Below are 16,282 nucleotides of genomic sequence, written 5' to 3'. Positions count from 1 at the left end.
ATTCAGTTTTCAGGGAATGAACGAAACAATTCCGTGAAAAGCCGTGCAAGCCCCATTGCGTGGCTTTTTTTGCATTTTCAGCGTCAAATAATGAGACGATTGATGCAAGAAAGGAGAAACGCATGAAGCCAAAATCAGCCAAACCGTATGAAGTGGATATGTACGCCCCTATTCGTGACTATTTTGTCGGCAGAGGGTATGAAGTATTTGGAGAGGTCAATCATTGCGATTTGACGGCCATCAAGGAAGACGAGCTGATCATTGTCGAGTTCAAGCGCAATCTCAGTGTCGACTTGCTGATTCAGGCAGCCAAGCGCCAAAGATATACCGATCATGTGTACGTCGCGATTCCCAAGCCGAAATACAAAATGTATTCAAAAAAGTGGCAAGACGTCGTATATCTCATCAGAAGGCTGGAACTGGGCTTGATCATTGTGTCGTTTCCGAAAAAAGGCGCGACTATGGAGCTGAGCATTTCTCCGGCACCATTTGACCGGGGCAAAAGCCAAAAGTTTAACAAGAAGAAACGAGAGCGAATCATCAAAGAAATGCGCGGCAGGTACGGAGATTACAATGTAGGCGGCAGCAATCAGACGAAGATCATGACAGCGTACAAGCAAGGCTGCATCCAGATCGCCGCCCTGCTTCAGCATTTTGGCCCGTTATCGCCAAAGGCGTTAAAGGAAAAAGGGGCGCAGGAGAAGACCGCTTCGATTCTCAGCAAAAATTTTTACGGCTGGTTCACGAGAGTCAAGCGAGGGGTGTACGCGCTAACCGCTTCGGGAGAAAAGGAGCTGGCTGATTACCCGGAGCTTGTTGCTCATTACATAAGCGTAGCAGAAGGCGCGATTTCCGACATCGCTGGAGAAGCAATTCCGCCCGGACATGCTGCGAATACTACGAACAGTATAAATACGCTGAACAACACAGAAGGAGCAGATTGATTCCCGAACCAGGAGGAAACCATCTGCTCGTTTTCGTTGAAAAAATCTGAAAAACCACTTATCTGGATACCGCTGCAATGGTTATCTGCTTGAAAAACTCGCTTATCAGGAAGCCCCAGACAGTGTCCCTCTATCTGAAAAGTCACTATCGGGATACCGCCGTAACGGTCAATCTGCCTGAAAAGCCCGCTTATCAGGAAGCCCCAGACAGTGTCCCTCTATCTGAAAAGTCACTATCGGGATACCGCCGCAACGGTCAATCTGCCTGAAAAGCCCGCTTATCAGGAAGCCCCAGACATGCCTCTCTACCTAAAAAGCCCCTTATCTGGCTGTCCACGCAGCGGCCATTTGCCCGACAAGCTCTCGCCCAGCCGCAATATCGGGGTGAAACTGGATCGTTGCGTTTTGCCGCACGCGTTTGACCTGGAGCTGCGCTTGCGACAGTAATGAATCATCTGCAAGCAATCCGGATGCTTGCGCCATGCTCAGACCCGCGACCGTCCCTTGGCTCATCGCAACCCTGGCGCTTTCGATTCCCGTAATATTGCCTGCAACGTACAGTCCCGGCAAAGGCGTTTTCATGTATTCATCGTGCAAAGGGACGTGTCCTCCGAGGGCGGGAACATAGGCAAAAGGACATCCGGCAATGGCCGCCAGCTCTGCGAGTGGACTCAACCCGCCCGCAATGCAAACAAAGTCAGCCGGAATGAGTTGTTCTGTCCCGGGAATCGGCAATCCTTCCGGCGTGACGCGGGCAGTCCTGACTCCCTCCACCTGTGAAGTTCCGACGATCTCCAATGCGGCTGTGCGCAAATGGATCGGCATATCCCACATGCGCACACCTTTGGACGGAAAAAAAGCAACCGCCAACCGCTGCATCCACGCGCTGCCCATCAGCTTGCTTCCGAGGCGAATGACAGGCGAGGGGGCGAGATGGGCGACCCGCAGCAACGAGCGCATAATTTCATGGGGCCGTCCTGCCTTTCCGCTCACCTCAGACAGGGGAGGCAAAATCAACTGCTCGACATGCACGCCAGCCAGCTGCAACTCTCTGGCAATCGCGACAGACAAAATATTGACGCCGATCACCACGCCTTTTTTGCCTACGCGAACACGCTGCACATTTGTCATAACTTGTGCGGCTCCAATCGACATCACACCGGGCAATGTCCAGCCGGGAACGGGAACCGCAGCTTCGGACGCCCCGGTAGCAATCAGCAGCAGCGAAGACTCCCACTCGCCTTCTGTCGTGGAAATCCGCCAGCGGTCGTCGCAGCGGGCAATATCGTACACCGAAACACCACAGGAGATGTTGACCCCAAGTGCTCTGGCTTCCTGATCCAGGCGGGCGGCTTCAGCCAAGCCGTTCCACCATACCCCGTCCGGTTCTTCGTGCAACTGTCCGAGCAGTCTGCCGCCCGGCCGATAAAACTCATCGACGATTTTCACAGACAATCCTTGCCGGGCGGCGGCAATGGCAGCAGATAAGCCAGCAGGGCCAGCTCCGATGACCAGAACATCGTTCATTTTGCGTGCCCTCCTTTTTTCAGCGGAGTCGGCAGAACGGAGCCTGCTGTTACGCACATTCCTTCTGTAACAAGAGTCATACACGCTCGCACAGTCGGGATGCCGTCCACATGCACACGGCATTCGTAGCAATGGCCAATGTTACAGTAAATGCCCCGCGGAGCCCCTGTTTCTTCATGAACCCGAAGCGTGCGCACGCCAGCAGCCAAAAGCGCGCCGGCAATGGTTTCCCCTTCGTAAGCGGTATAAACAGCGCCGTTGAACTGAAACTGGAGAGCGGTTCTTTCTTCCATAGAACCAAGCACAGGATGATGGAAGATGCGTTGACTCATGAGCTTTTTCCTCCAAGCGTTTGAAACGAAATGGGCCGTACAGGCGGCTGATATCCAAGCGAAACTGTATGCGTAGGCACTTGGCCTGTTGCTTGTTCAACGATTTGCTCGATCAAAATCCGGCACGTTCTGCCACCGCAGCAGCCCATGCCAGCTCTGGTCCGCAGCTTCAATTCGCGAGCGGTGCACTGGTACTCGCGGGCAGTGCTCAGCAGCTCTTCCAGAGATACTTCCTCGCAGCGACAAATGATCACCTGCTGTGCGTCCATGCAAAAAGCCTCCCTTCGTTGTTGTCAGATAGCAAAATGCAAGTGTCGTGCCAGAAGCAGCGAGTGTTACAATAAAAACAACAGACAAACCCCCGCAGAAAGCGCAAATGGGCAAGGAAGCTTGGCACGAGGATTGCTTATAGAGCTTATAGAAAAAGAACGAAAATCACAGAAGCGAAGAGGGATGACCACATGGACAAATTGACACGTCTGCGCACACAATTCGATGCTTTGGGAATGGATGGAATGCTCGTTACAAACGGGCAAAACCGCCGCTATTTGACCGGGTTTACAGGTACATACGGAGTGGTGCTTGTATCGCGGAACGAGGCAAAGCTGTTCACTGACTTCCGTTATACGGAGCAGGCCAAAGCCCAGGCTGTCGATTTTGAGATTGTATTTTTGCCGACAAAAGAATCCGTTTACAGCGAAGTCGCTCGCCAGGCAGAGGAAATGGGCATCCAGACCCTCGGTTTTGAATCAGAAAACGTGACGTATGCTTTGCATCAAAAGTATGCGGATGCGATTCAAGCACGTTTGCTGCCGGTTGCTGGCGTAGTCGAGGGGCTGCGCATGATCAAGAGCGCAGACGAGCTGGACAAGATCAAGACAGCCGCACAGATAGCGGATGCGGCTTTTGCTCACATCTTGACGTTCTTGCGCCCAGGCATTACAGAGCTGGATGTGTCTAATGAGCTGGAAATGTTCATGCGCAAACAAGGAGCGTCAGGCTCTGCTTTTGACATCATTATCGCCTCCGGTCATCGCTCTGCTCTGCCGCACGGGGTGGCGAGCGACAAAAAGATCGAGAGCGGCGATATGGTGACCATGGACTTTGGCGCTCTGTACCAAGGCTATCGCTCCGACATTACCCGTACAGTTGCCGTCGGACAGCCGCATGAACAGCTTCAAGAAATATACGGCATCGTTCTCGAAGCGCGAAATCGTGCGGTAGCGGGGATTCGCCCCGGGCTGTCTGGAAAAGCGGCAGATGCGCTCGCTCGCGACTACATCGCGCAACACGGATACGGCGAACGGTTTGGTCACGGCATGGGTCATGGCGTAGGGCTGGACATTCATGAGGAGCCGTTCATGTCGACACGTTGCGAAGCGATTCTTGCGGCGGGCATGGTTTTGACTGTCGAGCCAGGTATTTATATTCCGGGGCTTGGCGGAGTCCGAATCGAGGATGACCTTGTTGTCACCGATACAGGCAACGATGTATTGACGCATTCCCCGCGCGAACTCATTATTTTGTAAAAGCCAAAAGCCAAAAGCCAAAAGCCAAAAGCCAAAAGCCAAAAGCCAGGACCCTCGACTGTAGCGAAAAGTCGAGGGTCTTTTCCTATGCAAATCTGCCCCAAGCCATATTCCAGAAAACAGTGTCTAACAAATGAAACAGCGCATCTGTCCATGTGTACAAATGTTTATACACTATTCACCCGTGTGTCAAAAATCCCTGCATATTTCCATTTGGCACACATGTTGCATTTTCAGTATTTTGCAAAATTTGCAACAGTTCATAAGAAGAGGGGTTGATCGCGTGAAAAAAAGCATGTTTGCATTAGTCAGCAGTATCGCGGTACTGGGGGTAGCACTCGCAGGTTGCGGGGGAGGGCAGCAAGCCGCCCAGCCGACGAGCCAGCCAGCACAATCTGGACAAGCACAAGGCAATGCGCAGCCTGCACCAGCGGAAAAGCCGAAAGAGGCGCAAGTCTTGCGCTGGAATTTGCACTCCGAGCCGCCGACAGGCGATCCGGGACTGGCTGAGGATACGACATCAGCCGCAATCGTGAAGGCGCTCTTTGACGGGCTGACCCGCATCGGGCCTTCCGGAAAGCCAGAGGAGGCAGTAGCAGAAAAAATCGAAGTATCTCCTGATTTGAAAACGTATACATTCAAGCTGCGCGACTCGAAATGGAGCAACGGCGATCCCGTAACCGCCCATGACTTCGTCTACGCCTGGAAACGTGCCCTCGACCCCAAGACAGCTTCGAATTACGCCTACCAGCTGTACTACATCAAAAACGCGGAAAAAGCGAACAAAGGCAATGGCAGCCTGGACGAAGTCGGGGTCAAAGCGCTTGATGACAAGACATTGCAAGTGGAGCTTGCCAATCCGACGCCGTTTTTCCTGGAGCTGACCGCCTTCCAAACTTATTTCCCGGTAAATAAAAAAGTGATTGAATCATCGGCGACCTGGGCAGGCGATGCCAAGACGCATGTCGGAAACGGCCCGTTCAAGATGGAAACATGGGAGCACAAGAGCAAGATGGTCATGGTCAAAAACGAGAACTATTGGGACAAAGACAGCGTCAAGCTCGACAAAATCGAGTTTTCCATGGTAGAGGACGAGAATACGGAGCTGTCCATGTTCGAGAACGGCGAAATTGACTGGGCAGGCGCTCCGCTTAGCTCTTTGCCGACCGATGCCATGCCAGCCTTGAAAGACAGCGGCAAGCTGCAAGTAAAACCAGTCGGCGCGACGTACTGGTACAAGTTCAATACAGAGCAACCTCCTTTTCATAACGTGAAAATCCGCAAAGCGTTCGCCTATGCGATCAACCGCCAAATTCTCATCGACAACGTTCTCCAGGCCAACCAGCAGCCAGCCATGGGGGCCGTTCCGCCAACGATGGCCCTCAACCCGGATGGATACTTCAAAGACAACGATCTGGAGACAGCGAAAAAGCTGCTCGAAGAGGGCATGAAAGAACAGGGCCTGTCCAAGCTCCCACCTGTAACACTCGTTTACAACACGTCCGAAGGTCACAAAAAAATCGCCGAGGCCATTCAGGATCAATGGCGCAAAAATCTCGGTGTGGAAGTGAAGCTGGAAAACCAGGAGTGGAAAGTCTACCTGGAAACGATGCACGAAGGAAACTATCAAGTAGGGCGCCTTGGCTGGTCCGGCGATTTCAACGATCCGATCAACTTCCTGGAGCTGTTCAAGGAAAAGGACGGCGGAAACAACGACACGCGCTGGGAAAATCCGAAATTCAAGGAATTGCTGAACCAGTCTGCGACAGAGGGTGATCCGGACAAACGCAAGGCGATTTTGCGGGAAGCCGAGCAAATCATGATGGATGAAATGCCGATCATGCCGATCTACTTTTACACGCATACATGGGTGAAAAACGACAAGGTAAAAGGAGTCTTCCAGGACGGATTGGGCGCAATCGACTGGAAATGGACGTCGATCGAATAACAAGTGAATGGGGGAAGGTCTATGAAAAAATGGGGCAGTGTAGTGGTTGCAGCGTTGCTTAGTCTGTCGCTCGCCGTTGCGGGATGTGCGAACCAGGGCCAAGGTGCAGCGGACGCCAATGAAATCCTGGTCGGCGTGCTTTTGCCAGTGACGGGAAACAACGCAACAGATGGGAAAGACATGCAAAACGCCATCGAAATGGCTGTGAAAAAAGTGAATGACAGCGGCGGCGTGCTTGGAAAAAAGCTGAAAATCGAAGTCGCGGATGACGGATGCGATCCGCAAATGGCAACGACCGCAGCGAACAAGCTTGTCTCGCAAAATGTAGTCGCAGTCGTGGGCGGCTACTGCTCCGGTGCTACGCTTCCTTCTTCCGGTGTGTTCAAAAATGCGAATATCCCGATGATCGTCCCGGCAGCCAACTCGGCAAAATTGCCAGCCCAAGGTTATGACACCCTGTTTTTGATCAATGGCCTAACCCCAGACCAAGCCCAAACCGCAGCAGATTACATGGCAGCCAACCAGGCCAAAAAAGTCGCTCTCATTCACGACAACTCCGCTTATGCCAAAGACCTCGCCGACTTCGCCAAAGCTGCCGTGGAAAAGAGCGGCGGCACCGTCATCGCCTATGAAGCGATCAATCCCGAAGAAAAAGATTTCAGCGCGCTCGTCACCAAGCTGAAAGGTTTGCAGCCAGACGCCACCTATTTTACCGGCTACTATGCGGCTGGCGGGCTGTTGGTCAAACAGTTCAAGCAAAAAGCAGTACCGGGCCTGTTCCTCGTAGGCGACGGATCGTTCAGCGAGGACGTCATCAAAATCGCCGGAGCGGACAACGCAGAGGGGCTGTTGATTACGGCTACGCCGACTGCTGAATTTATCGAGGGCGCAGAAGCCTTCACCACCGAATACAAGCAAACGTACAACAACCTTGCTCCTGGGCCGTTCTCTGCGCTCAGCTACAACGCGGTTAATTTGCTGGCAGATGCCTTGAAACGGGCCAACTCGACAGAGCGCGATGCGATCAAGAAGGCGCTCAAGGAAACGAAAGACTTCCAAGCTCTCGGTCAAACGATCTCTTTCAACGCGCAAAACACGCTCGATACTTCCAACTTTGCTGTGCTCAAAGTGACAGGTGGCAAATTCATATTGGCGAAATAGGGCCGCCAGAGCAAGGAAGAGGTCATTCAGGCAAAGGGGTGGTGATGGAATGGAGATTCTGGTCCAAACGCTGGCAGACGGTTTGGTCATCGGCGCGTTTTACAGTTTGATCGCTCTCGGCTACACGATGGTTTTTGGCATCATCAAGCTGCTCAATTTTGCTCATGGCGACTTGTACATGCTCGGCGCATTCGTCGGCTACAGCTTGCTCAGCATGATTGGCGGCGGCGATTCCGGCATGGGGCTGTTCGGGATACTCGTCGTACTGCTGTTGACGATGGTGATTGTCGGCATTGCCGGGATGGGGATTGAGCGGATTGCTTACCGTCCGCTGCTCCTTGCTCCCAGACTGTCGATCCTGATTACCGCAATTGGCGTATCCCTTTTTCTGGAAAATGGCGCGATGATCGCCTGGGGCGCACAGTATCAGGTGTATCCGTTGCAACTGTCGCACGCCGGAATCAACCTGTTCGGGGCTACGATCACGTATACCCAGATCGGGCTTGTGCTCATCTCGGCATTGCTGATGCTCGGGCTGCATCTGTTCATCAACCGGACGCTTTACGGAAAAGCGATGCGGGCCATCGCGCACGATCAGACGGCGTGTCAGCTGATGGGCATTAACGTGCACAAAGTCATCGGACTTACTTTTTTTATCGGAGCTTCACTGGCGGCGGGGGCAGGGACGATGGCTGGCGCTTATTACGGAACCGTCAATTTCATGATGGGCTTTATCATCGGGCTTAAAGCGTTTACAGCCGCTGTGCTTGGCGGGATCGGCAGCATTCCGGGAGCGATGCTCGGCGGGCTTTTGCTTGGCTTGATGGAGACGGCGGGCACTTTTGTATTCGGTGGATCGTGGAAAGATGTCGTCGCCTTTTCGCTCCTGATCTTGATCCTGGTGCTCAAGCCGACGGGCATCATGGGCGAGAAAGTGACAGAGAGGATGTAGCCGATGAACGGATATCGCAAAAAGCTGCCTGTCGTCCTGTTGCTGCTTGTCGCCGCCATCCTGCCGTTTCTCGCCAATAATTACTGGCTCGATGTGGCGACACTCGCCTTGTTTTACATCGTTTTGGCTCAGGGGCTGAATGTGGTCGTCGGCTTTGCCGGCCTGCTTGACCTCGGCTACGCGGCGTTTTTCGCTGTTGGAGCTTATACGACGGGAATCTTGATGACGGTTTACGGCTGGTCGTTTTGGCTGACTTTGCCCGTGTCGATTGCGCTTGCTGCTGTCGTCGGGGTTATCATTGGCGCTCCGACTCTGCGGCTGCGCAGCGATTACTTGGCGATCGTCACACTCGGTTTCGGGGAAATCATTCGTCTATTGGCGATCAACTTGAGCATAACAGGTTCGGCTTCCGGCATTTACGGCATTCCGCGACCGTCCATCGGGAGCTATGTGCTTGCGGGACAGCTTGATTTTTACTATCTGATTCTCGTCATTGCCATCTTGGCTGTGCTCGCGGTCAAGCGGCTGGGAACGTCGCGGATCGGCAGGGCGTGGATGTACATTCGCGAGGATGAGGACGCAGCCGAGGCCATGGGCATCAATCGGATCAACATGAAGCTGTTGGCTTACTCCATCGGAGCGGTCATCGGCAGTTTGGCAGGTTCTGTGTTCGCCGTCAAAATGAGTGCGATTGCCCCGCTCAGTTTCAGCTTTACGCAGTCGATCATGATTTTGCTCGCGGTCGTGCTCGGAGGCTTGGGCAGCATCCCGGGTGTCGTCCTGGGCGCTGTGCTGGTCATCACCTTGCCTGAACTGCTTCGCTCAGTGGAAGACTGGCGCTATCTGATCTTTGGGATCGCGCTGGTGGCGATGATGCTGTTTCGTCCACAAGGGCTGTGGCCCGCCCGATACGATGCAGGGCAAGCAGCCAGCGGGGAAACAGAAGCAGCGCTTTCGGGAAGGGGGGACGACGATGTCAACGTTGACGCTGAAAAATGTAACGCTTAAATTCGGCGGCCTTGTGGCTGTCAACGACTTGACAGTCCAGATCGGTGCAGGCTCGATCACGAGCATGATCGGCCCGAATGGCGCGGGAAAAACGTCTGTCTTCAACATGATCACGGGCTTTTACAAACCGACAGCGGGGCAGATTTTGCTGGACGGACAAAATCTGGTCGGGAAAAAGCCAAGCCAGATCACTCGCCTTGGATTGGCGCGCACTTTTCAAAACTTGCGGCTGTTTCCGAACTTGACGGTTTTGGACAATGTCAAGGCAGGCATGCACAGCCGCACGAAGCAAGCGGTCTGGGGAGCGCTGTGGCATACGCGGGCACAGCGTCAGGAGGAACGCTTGATCGAGCAGACGGCGCTGGACTGCTTGCGCTTTGTCGGCATGGAACAAGATTGCGCGCGGATCGCGAAAAATTTGCCGTACGGAGCGCAGCGGTATTTGGAAATTGCCCGCGCGCTGGCGACGCAGCCGAAGCTTCTGCTTCTCGACGAACCTGCCGCTGGACTGAACTATGAGGAAAAAGAGGCGTTGATCGGGTTGATCCGCAGCATCCGCGACACGTATGGGCTGACCGTCCTGATCATTGAGCACGACATGGGCTTGATCAAAAAAATATCGGATCACGTCGTTGTTCTGGATTATGGGCAAAAAATCGCGGAGGGCGTTCCGGAAGCTGTCCTGAACAACCCGCGGGTGGTCGAAGCGTACCTGGGGAAGGAGGAGGCAGTGTGACGGCACTTTTGACGATTGAAAGCCTCCAGGCGCATTACGGGAAAATCGCGGCGCTCAAAGGGATCAGCCTGCAAGTGAACCAGGGGGAGATCGTCGCGCTTCTCGGCAGCAACGGAGCGGGCAAAAGCACCACGCTGAAAGCGATTTCCGGGATTGTCCGGCCGACGAGCGGCGAGATTGCTTTGGCCGGCAAAAGTCTGGTCGGCTGCGCCCCGCATCAAATCGTGGAAGCAGGTGTCATCCATGTTCCGGAAGGGCGGCGGATCTTTGCCGGACTGACCGTGCGCGAAAATCTGGAGCTTGGCGGATTTACGAAGAGACGAGAGAAGGCGGCCGTCAAGGAAGGGATCGAGCAAGCTTTTGCCTTGTTTCCCCGCTTGCAGGAGCGAAGTCAACAGCTGGGAGGAACGCTGAGCGGCGGCGAGCAGCAAATGCTCGCGATCTGCCGCGCTTTGATGGCGCGACCGAAGCTGTTGATGCTGGATGAGCCGTCGATGGGGCTGGCCCCGATTATTGTGCAAGAGATCATGAACATAATCAAGGAAATCAACAGGCAAGGCACGACGATTTTATTGATCGAGCAAAATGCCAAGGCAGCGCTCAAGCTTGCCCATCGCGGCTATGTGATGGAGACGGGGCGCATTGTGATGGAAAATACGGCAGACGTGCTGCGCACAGACGATTCGATCGTCAAGGCGTACCTGGGCGCGTGAGTCAGTCAGGCAGTCAGGACAAGGCTGTTCTCCAACGACAAAGGAGGAATCAACCGTGGAATTGATTCGCATTTTGTCTGAGTTGTTGCCGCCCAAAGAGGGGCGAAGCTGCCGGGAGCTGCGCGGGTGTTTTCGCCGTTTTTTTCAGTGCAAAAAGGCGGGCAGGCGCCGTTAGCCCAAGCAGGCCCGTTTTGCATTCGCGCTGCTGCAAACCACGCCGCAAAAACGCAAAAACCAACCTCCCGTTTCACACGGCAAAGTGAGACGGGAGGTTGATTTTCACAAGACGAGGTGCGAGCGAGCTTCGCCTTTCGCGCTGGATTATTTGTTCAGCTTGTTGCCAGGGAGAGCGGAGAGCGGTGCGGCCCCTTGCAGTGGGGCACGGCTCGTTTTTGGCGCCGGATTATTTGTTCAGCTTGTTGTACAAAGTCGCGCGGGAAATGCCGAGTCTTTTGGCAGCGGCCTGCTTGTTGCCGTTTTCCAGCTCGATCGCGCGCAGGATGACGCGCCGTTCATGCGCTTCCAGTTCTTCCTGCAAAGAAAACAGGTCGTCCGGCAGCTCGACGGGCAACTGCTTGGCCTGGCTTTGCACAGAGTACGGCAAGTCTTCCTCGCGGATCGTTCCGTCCGTAGCAAAAACGACCAGCCGCTCGATGGCATTGCGCAGTTCGCGAATATTGCCCGGCCAGTCGTATTGCAGCAAATTTTGCATGACGTTTTGCGAGATGGCGTGGATCGGCCGATTGTAGCGCAAGGAAAACTCGTAGAGAAAAAAGTGGGCCAGCTCGACTGTGTCTTCGATCCGCTGCCGCAAAGGCGGGATGGCGAGGGTGACGACATTGAGCCGATAATACAAGTCCTCGCGAAACTTTCCTTCACGGATCATTTCCTCCAAGTTTTTGTTGGTGGCGGCCACTATGCGAAAATCGGCTTCGATCTGCTTCGTTCCTCCCACAGGGTAATACTTTTTCTCCTGGAGGACGCGGAGCAGCTTGACTTGCATGTCGAGCGGCATTTCGCCCACTTCGTCGAGAAACAGCGTTCCGCCGCGGGCCAGCTCAATCATCCCTTTTTTGCCTTTTTGATCAGCGCCGGAGAAAGCTCCCTTTTCATAGCCGAACAGCTCGCTCTCAAAAAGGGTGGGGGAGATCGCTCCGCAGTTGATCGCGATAAAAGGAGCGTTTGCGCCTTCGCGCACATCGTGCACCGCCTTGGCGAACAGCTCTTTGCCGACGCCGCTCTCCCCGATAATCAGCACGGTCGCCTGGGTCGAGCCGAGCTTTTGGATCATCGACTTGATCTGGCGGATGGCGAGGCTGGTTCCTTTGATGTGCTGGAACGGATCGGGAGTGGAGCTGAGCTTCGCCATTTCCTGCTGCAAATGATTCACTTTTTTGTTCGCCTTCAACAGTTCCTGATTCAGGCGAACCTGGCTGGTAATATCGGTCTCAGCGGCAACAGCGCCGATGATTGTATCGTGCAAATAAATCGGTTTCGTATTGATGAGGACGACGAGGTCTTCTCGCGGCTGATGCTGATGGCGGTAGAGCGATTGCCCGTTATGCAGCGATTTGAGCGTCTCCAGCATGTCGAGCGGGAAAAAGTCCGTGATCGGCCGCCCGACGATGTCTTTGGCCTTCAGCGAAAAAATGCGCTCCGCACCTTCCGTCCAGACCATGACGCGAGCTTTTTCGTCGATGACGGAGATCGAGGCGTCCATCGTCTGGATCATCGTCTCAAAATAAGCCTCCAAAATTTCATAAGAGGTAAAAACGGCACGGAGAACAGTCGGGCGGTCGAGATATCCGACAGGTTCCCCTTGGTCATCGGTGACGAGCACATAGCTGTGGGTGCCGAGCAGTTGGATCGCAGCAGGAAGCGGAGCAGCAACAGTCAGGACGCCGACCTGTTCCCATGCGGCTGGCGGCTTGCTTTCGTCGGCAAAAATGTCGGCGTCCGTAGACGCGAGCGTACAGGCGTGCCAGCCGGAAGATAGCGGGGCAAACGCAATCGGTACGGTTCCTTTCGAGGGCAGCAAAGAAAGCGGTTGCTCCCGGTAAATCTGCATGTTCGTCTGGATCAGCTCGGCAATGCCAGGCAGCTTATGGTTCATCCCGATCATTCCTTTTGGAAGAGTGTATAAAAATGTAAACACTTTCTCGAATATTATACATTCGCTTGTTGAGTTGTAAAAGAATTTAGACAAAAATTTTGCGGATGTTCGCTCCTTTTGGTTGGCACGGCATTTGCAAAAATAAACAAGTGCAACGATTTTACGAAAAGCTTTTGAGGAGAATCAGCCATGACAAGACAAACCCATGCGCAGATTGCGGTAATCGGCGGCGGCATTATCGGGGCGGCGATTGCCTACTACACAGCCAAGGCTGGACTGGATGTGGTCGTGCTGGAAAAAGGCGAGCTGGCGTCAGGGACGTCCTCGCGCTGCGACGGCAACATTTTGGCGATCGACAAAGACCCCGGCTTCGACAGCCAGATGTCCTTGCAAAGCCAGATGCTCGTCGACCAGCTGACCCGGGAGCTGGAGCATTCGTTTGAATATCGGGCTTTGGGCAGCATTCTCGTCTGCGAGTCAGAGGCGGAAATGGAAGCAGCAGCGCAGTGGGTGCGACGGCAAAAGGAAGCCGGGCTGCCTTTTCGGATGCTGGATCGCCAGGACATTCGCCAGGAGTCGCCTTACTTTGCCGACGACTTGCTGGGAGGTTTGGAGTGCGCGACCGACTCTACTGTGAATCCGTACATGCTGACCTTTGCGCTGTTTGAAGGCGCGAAAAAGCACGGGGCAAAAATCATGCGGCGTACCGAGGTCAAGGCGCTGCGCCGCGATCAGGCGACGGGAACGTTTCAGCTCGAACTGAATACGGGCGCGATGACAGCGCAGCAGGTGGTCAATGCAGCGGGAGTGTGGGCGCCTTTCATCGGGCAGATGGTCGGAGTCGACATTCCGGTCGTGCCGCGAAAAGGACACTTGATCGTCGCGTCCAGACAGCTTCCGGTCGGGATGCGCAAGGTGATGGAGTTTGGCTACTTGATCTCCAAATTCGGCGGAGTGCGCCAGGTCGATGCCGAGACGGAAAAATACGGGGTTGCGCTGGTGTTCGAGCCGACAGAGAGTCAAAACTTTTTGATCGGATCGAGCCGCCAGTTCGTCGGCTTTGACACGCGAATCGATCTGAACGTGGTGCGCTGCATGGCGAGAAGGGCGCTGCGCTTTTATCCGAAAATCGCTGACTTTGCCATGATCCGTACGTATTGCGGGTTGCGCCCGTGGACGGAGGATCATTTGCCGATCATCTCGCGCGTCGAGGAAGTGCCCGGCTTTTTTATCGCGGCTGGACATGAAGGGGATGGGATCAGCCTGGCGGCGGTCACAGGCAAGCTGATGTCCGAAATGCTACAGGGACAGTCGGACACGATCATCCCCACCGAACCGCTTCGCCACGACCGATTCACGAAGAAAGAGGTGCTGCATCCATGAAAGCAGCCAGAGTGTTTACGACTGTGGACACGCATACGGGCGGCAATCCGACCCGCACGGTCATCAGCGGTCTGCCGAAGCTCCAGGGGGAGACGATGGCGGACAAAATGCTGCACATGCAAAAAGAGTACGACTGGATTCGCACCCTGCTGATGTACGAGCCGCGCGGCCATGACGTCATGTCTGGCGCTCTCGTGGTGGAGCCGTGCCACCCGGAAGCGGACGTGGGGGTGATCTACATCGAGACGGGCGGTTACTTGCCGATGTGCGGGCATGACACAATCGGGCTTTGCACAGCGTTGGTGGAAACCGGAATGATTCCGGTAAGCGAGCCGCTGACGAGATTGAAACTGGATACGCCAGCAGGCTTGGTCGAGGTGGAAATCCAGGTTGAGGGGGGAAAGGCGAAGCAGGTGTCGTTTACGAACATTCCTGCCTTTCTCTACAAGCAAGATGTCAGCGTCACAGTGGAAGGGATCGGTACGGTTACATGCGACATCGCCTACGGTGGCAATTTTTACGCGATTACGGACGCGCGGGCGCTGGGACTCGAACTGGCTCCGGGAAATGCCTCTGTGATCGTCGACACGGCTGTGCGCATTCGCAAAGCGATCAACCAGTCCCTGGAAGTCGTCCATCCGGCGAAGCCGTTCATCCGCGGCTTGACGCACGTGGAGTTTTACACGGACCCGAGCGCGCCGGAAGCAGATGTCAAAAACACGGTCGTCGTGCCGCCAGGTGGAATTGACCGTTCTCCGTGCGGCACAGGCACATCCGCGAAGCTGGCTACGCTGTTTGCCAAAGGCGAGATCGGGCTGGACGAACCATTTGTCCATGAGAGCATCGTCGGCTCGCTGTTTACAGGAAAAGTGCTGGCGGTTGCGGAGGAAGGCGGACTTCCCGCTGTCGTGACAACCATTGCTGGCAGCGCCTGGCTGATGGGCAAGCACACGATTTTTTACAATCCTGAAGATGAGCTGGCAAACGGCTTTTTGCTGATTCCGGCGGCCACAGACCATTAAATACAAAAAGTTGAGAGGAGAATGAACGATGGGAAGATTTGAAGGGGTATACGTAGCGATTGTCACGCCATTTACTAGCGATTACGAGGTGGATTACAAGCGGCTGACAGAGCTGTGCGACTGGCTGATTCAGGAAGGAGTCAACGGTTTGGTGCCGTCCGGTTCCTTGGGTGAATACGCCACGATGACAGGCGAGGAGCGGGCCAAAGTCATCCATACGGTGATTGCAGCAGCAAAAGGCCGCGTTCCGGTCGTAGTCGGCTCGGCAGCGCCGTCGACCCGTCAGGCAGTGGAGTGGGTGCAATTTTCCAAAGACGCAGGCGCAGCCGGGGTGATGGCTTTGCCGCCGATCAACTACAAGCCGCTGGAAAACGAAGTGTTCGCGCATTACGAAGCGCTGAACACGGTCGGATTGCCGATTATCGCTTACAACAACCCGCACGATTACAAGATCGACCTGACCCCGGATATTTTGGCGCGGCTGGCGAAGTTTGAAAACGTGGTAGCTGTCAAAGAGTTTTCCGGGGATGTGCGTCGCATGCAGGACATTCTCGCCCAGACAGACCTGGAAGTGATGGTCGGCGTGGACGATTTGGTGATGGAGGGCGGCTTGATCGGAGCGACGGGCTGGATCGCCGGCGTGCCGAATGCTTTGCCAAAAGAAGGCGTGGAGCTGTTCCGACTCGCGCGCGCAGGCAAGCTTGCGGAGGCTCAGGCTCTGTACCGCCGACTGCTGCCGCTGTTCCATTACGACGCAAGTCCGCAGCTCGTGCAGTCGATCAAGTACATGATGGAGCTGGCTGGCTTCCCTGTAGGTCCGACTCGCCCACCGCGCCTCCCGCTGGCAGACGACTACTACGCTGGGATTAAAAAGGCGTTTGACTACGCAGTCGGCGCAGCCAGCGGACGATAAG

Annotated in this window: 15 protein-coding genes; 11 read left to right on the top strand and 4 right to left on the bottom strand. The window is 54.8% G+C overall.

Going from position 1 to position 16,282, the window contains the following annotated elements; translation table 11 throughout:
* The first annotated feature begins 122 nt into the window (after positions 1-122).
* Positions 123-944, top strand: a complete 822-nt coding sequence (locus tag EDM60_RS22640; RefSeq protein ID WP_122965995.1) for a DUF2161 domain-containing phosphodiesterase — start codon at positions 123-125, stop codon at positions 942-944.
* Between the two features lie 321 nt (positions 945-1,265).
* Here the strand turns inward: EDM60_RS22640 and EDM60_RS22635 are convergent, their stop codons facing one another.
* From EDM60_RS22635 to EDM60_RS22625, 3 genes are read right to left on the bottom strand one after another with little or no spacing between them, the layout of a single operon-like run.
* The gene (locus EDM60_RS22635; protein ID WP_122965994.1) at positions 1,266-2,471 is read right to left on the bottom strand and encodes an NAD(P)/FAD-dependent oxidoreductase; all 1,206 of its coding nucleotides are present in this window, start codon (positions 2,469-2,471) and stop codon (positions 1,266-1,268) included.
* Positions 2,468-2,803 carry a (2Fe-2S)-binding protein gene (locus EDM60_RS22630; RefSeq protein ID WP_122965993.1) on the bottom strand — a complete coding sequence of 112 codons (336 nt, stop codon included), beginning with the start codon at positions 2,801-2,803 and terminating at the stop codon, positions 2,468-2,470. Before EDM60_RS22630 ends, EDM60_RS22635 begins: the two co-directional genes overlap by 4 nt.
* A complete protein-coding gene (locus EDM60_RS22625; RefSeq protein ID WP_063227839.1) occupies positions 2,800-3,072 on the bottom strand; it encodes a (2Fe-2S)-binding protein in 273 nt (90 codons plus the stop codon). The genes EDM60_RS22630 and EDM60_RS22625 overlap by 4 nt, the downstream gene beginning before the upstream one ends.
* 192 nt (positions 3,073-3,264) lie before the next feature.
* Here EDM60_RS22625 and EDM60_RS22620 point away from each other — a divergent pair, with 192 nt between their 5' ends.
* The 7 genes from EDM60_RS22620 to EDM60_RS22590 all read left to right on the top strand — a co-directional run bounded on the left by EDM60_RS22620 (position 3,265) and on the right by EDM60_RS22590 (position 10,850).
* Positions 3,265-4,332, top strand: a complete 1,068-nt coding sequence (locus tag EDM60_RS22620) for a M24 family metallopeptidase (protein ID WP_122965992.1) — start codon at positions 3,265-3,267, stop codon at positions 4,330-4,332.
* 283 nt (positions 4,333-4,615) lie between these two features.
* Positions 4,616-6,280, top strand: coding sequence for a peptide ABC transporter substrate-binding protein (locus tag EDM60_RS22615; protein ID WP_122965991.1), 1,665 nt, complete (start codon positions 4,616-4,618; stop codon positions 6,278-6,280).
* A 21-nt stretch (positions 6,281-6,301) separates the two neighbouring features.
* Complete coding sequence (locus tag EDM60_RS22610) at positions 6,302-7,441, top strand: branched-chain amino acid ABC transporter substrate-binding protein (protein WP_122965990.1); 1,140 nt, start codon at positions 6,302-6,304, stop codon at positions 7,439-7,441.
* 49 nt (positions 7,442-7,490) lie between these two features.
* Positions 7,491-8,393, top strand: a complete 903-nt coding sequence (locus EDM60_RS22605) for a branched-chain amino acid ABC transporter permease (protein WP_122965989.1) — start codon at positions 7,491-7,493, stop codon at positions 8,391-8,393.
* A 3-nt stretch (positions 8,394-8,396) separates the two neighbouring features.
* On the top strand, positions 8,397-9,401 hold the full coding sequence (locus EDM60_RS22600; protein WP_122965988.1) for a branched-chain amino acid ABC transporter permease: 1,005 nt from the start codon (positions 8,397-8,399) through the stop codon (positions 9,399-9,401).
* Positions 9,367-10,137, top strand: a complete 771-nt coding sequence (locus EDM60_RS22595) for an ABC transporter ATP-binding protein (protein WP_122965987.1) — start codon at positions 9,367-9,369, stop codon at positions 10,135-10,137. The genes EDM60_RS22600 and EDM60_RS22595 overlap by 35 nt, the downstream gene beginning before the upstream one ends.
* Positions 10,134-10,850, top strand: a complete 717-nt coding sequence (locus EDM60_RS22590; RefSeq protein WP_122965986.1) for an ABC transporter ATP-binding protein — start codon at positions 10,134-10,136, stop codon at positions 10,848-10,850. The genes EDM60_RS22595 and EDM60_RS22590 overlap by 4 nt, the downstream gene beginning before the upstream one ends.
* A 403-nt stretch (positions 10,851-11,253) precedes the next feature.
* On the opposite strand, the gene EDM60_RS22585 is transcribed toward EDM60_RS22590, so the two are convergent.
* Positions 11,254-12,963, bottom strand: a complete 1,710-nt coding sequence (locus EDM60_RS22585; protein WP_122965985.1) for a sigma-54 interaction domain-containing protein — start codon at positions 12,961-12,963, stop codon at positions 11,254-11,256.
* 189 nt (positions 12,964-13,152) lie between these two features.
* Between EDM60_RS22585 and EDM60_RS22580 the strand changes: the two genes are divergently transcribed.
* The 3 genes from EDM60_RS22580 to EDM60_RS22570 are packed head-to-tail and all read left to right on the top strand — an operon-like array spanning position 13,153 to position 16,281.
* Positions 13,153-14,346: an NAD(P)/FAD-dependent oxidoreductase gene (locus tag EDM60_RS22580; protein ID WP_122965984.1), complete on the top strand. Its 1,194-nt coding sequence runs from the start codon at positions 13,153-13,155 to the stop codon at positions 14,344-14,346.
* On the top strand, positions 14,343-15,368 hold the full coding sequence (locus EDM60_RS22575) for a proline racemase family protein (protein WP_122965983.1): 1,026 nt from the start codon (positions 14,343-14,345) through the stop codon (positions 15,366-15,368). The genes EDM60_RS22580 and EDM60_RS22575 overlap by 4 nt, the downstream gene beginning before the upstream one ends.
* Before the next feature lie 28 nt (positions 15,369-15,396).
* Positions 15,397-16,281, top strand: coding sequence for a dihydrodipicolinate synthase family protein (locus EDM60_RS22570; RefSeq protein WP_122965982.1), 885 nt, complete (start codon positions 15,397-15,399; stop codon positions 16,279-16,281).
* The last annotated feature ends 1 nt before the right edge of the window (position 16,282 follow it).

This window comes from Brevibacillus parabrevis (genome assembly GCF_003710905.1).
GTDB classification, from domain to species: Bacteria; Bacillota; Bacilli; order Brevibacillales; family Brevibacillaceae; genus Brevibacillus; species Brevibacillus parabrevis.
The sequence above is the reverse complement of the archived record's forward strand: the minus strand, read 5'-3'. Positions and strand labels throughout refer to the sequence as shown.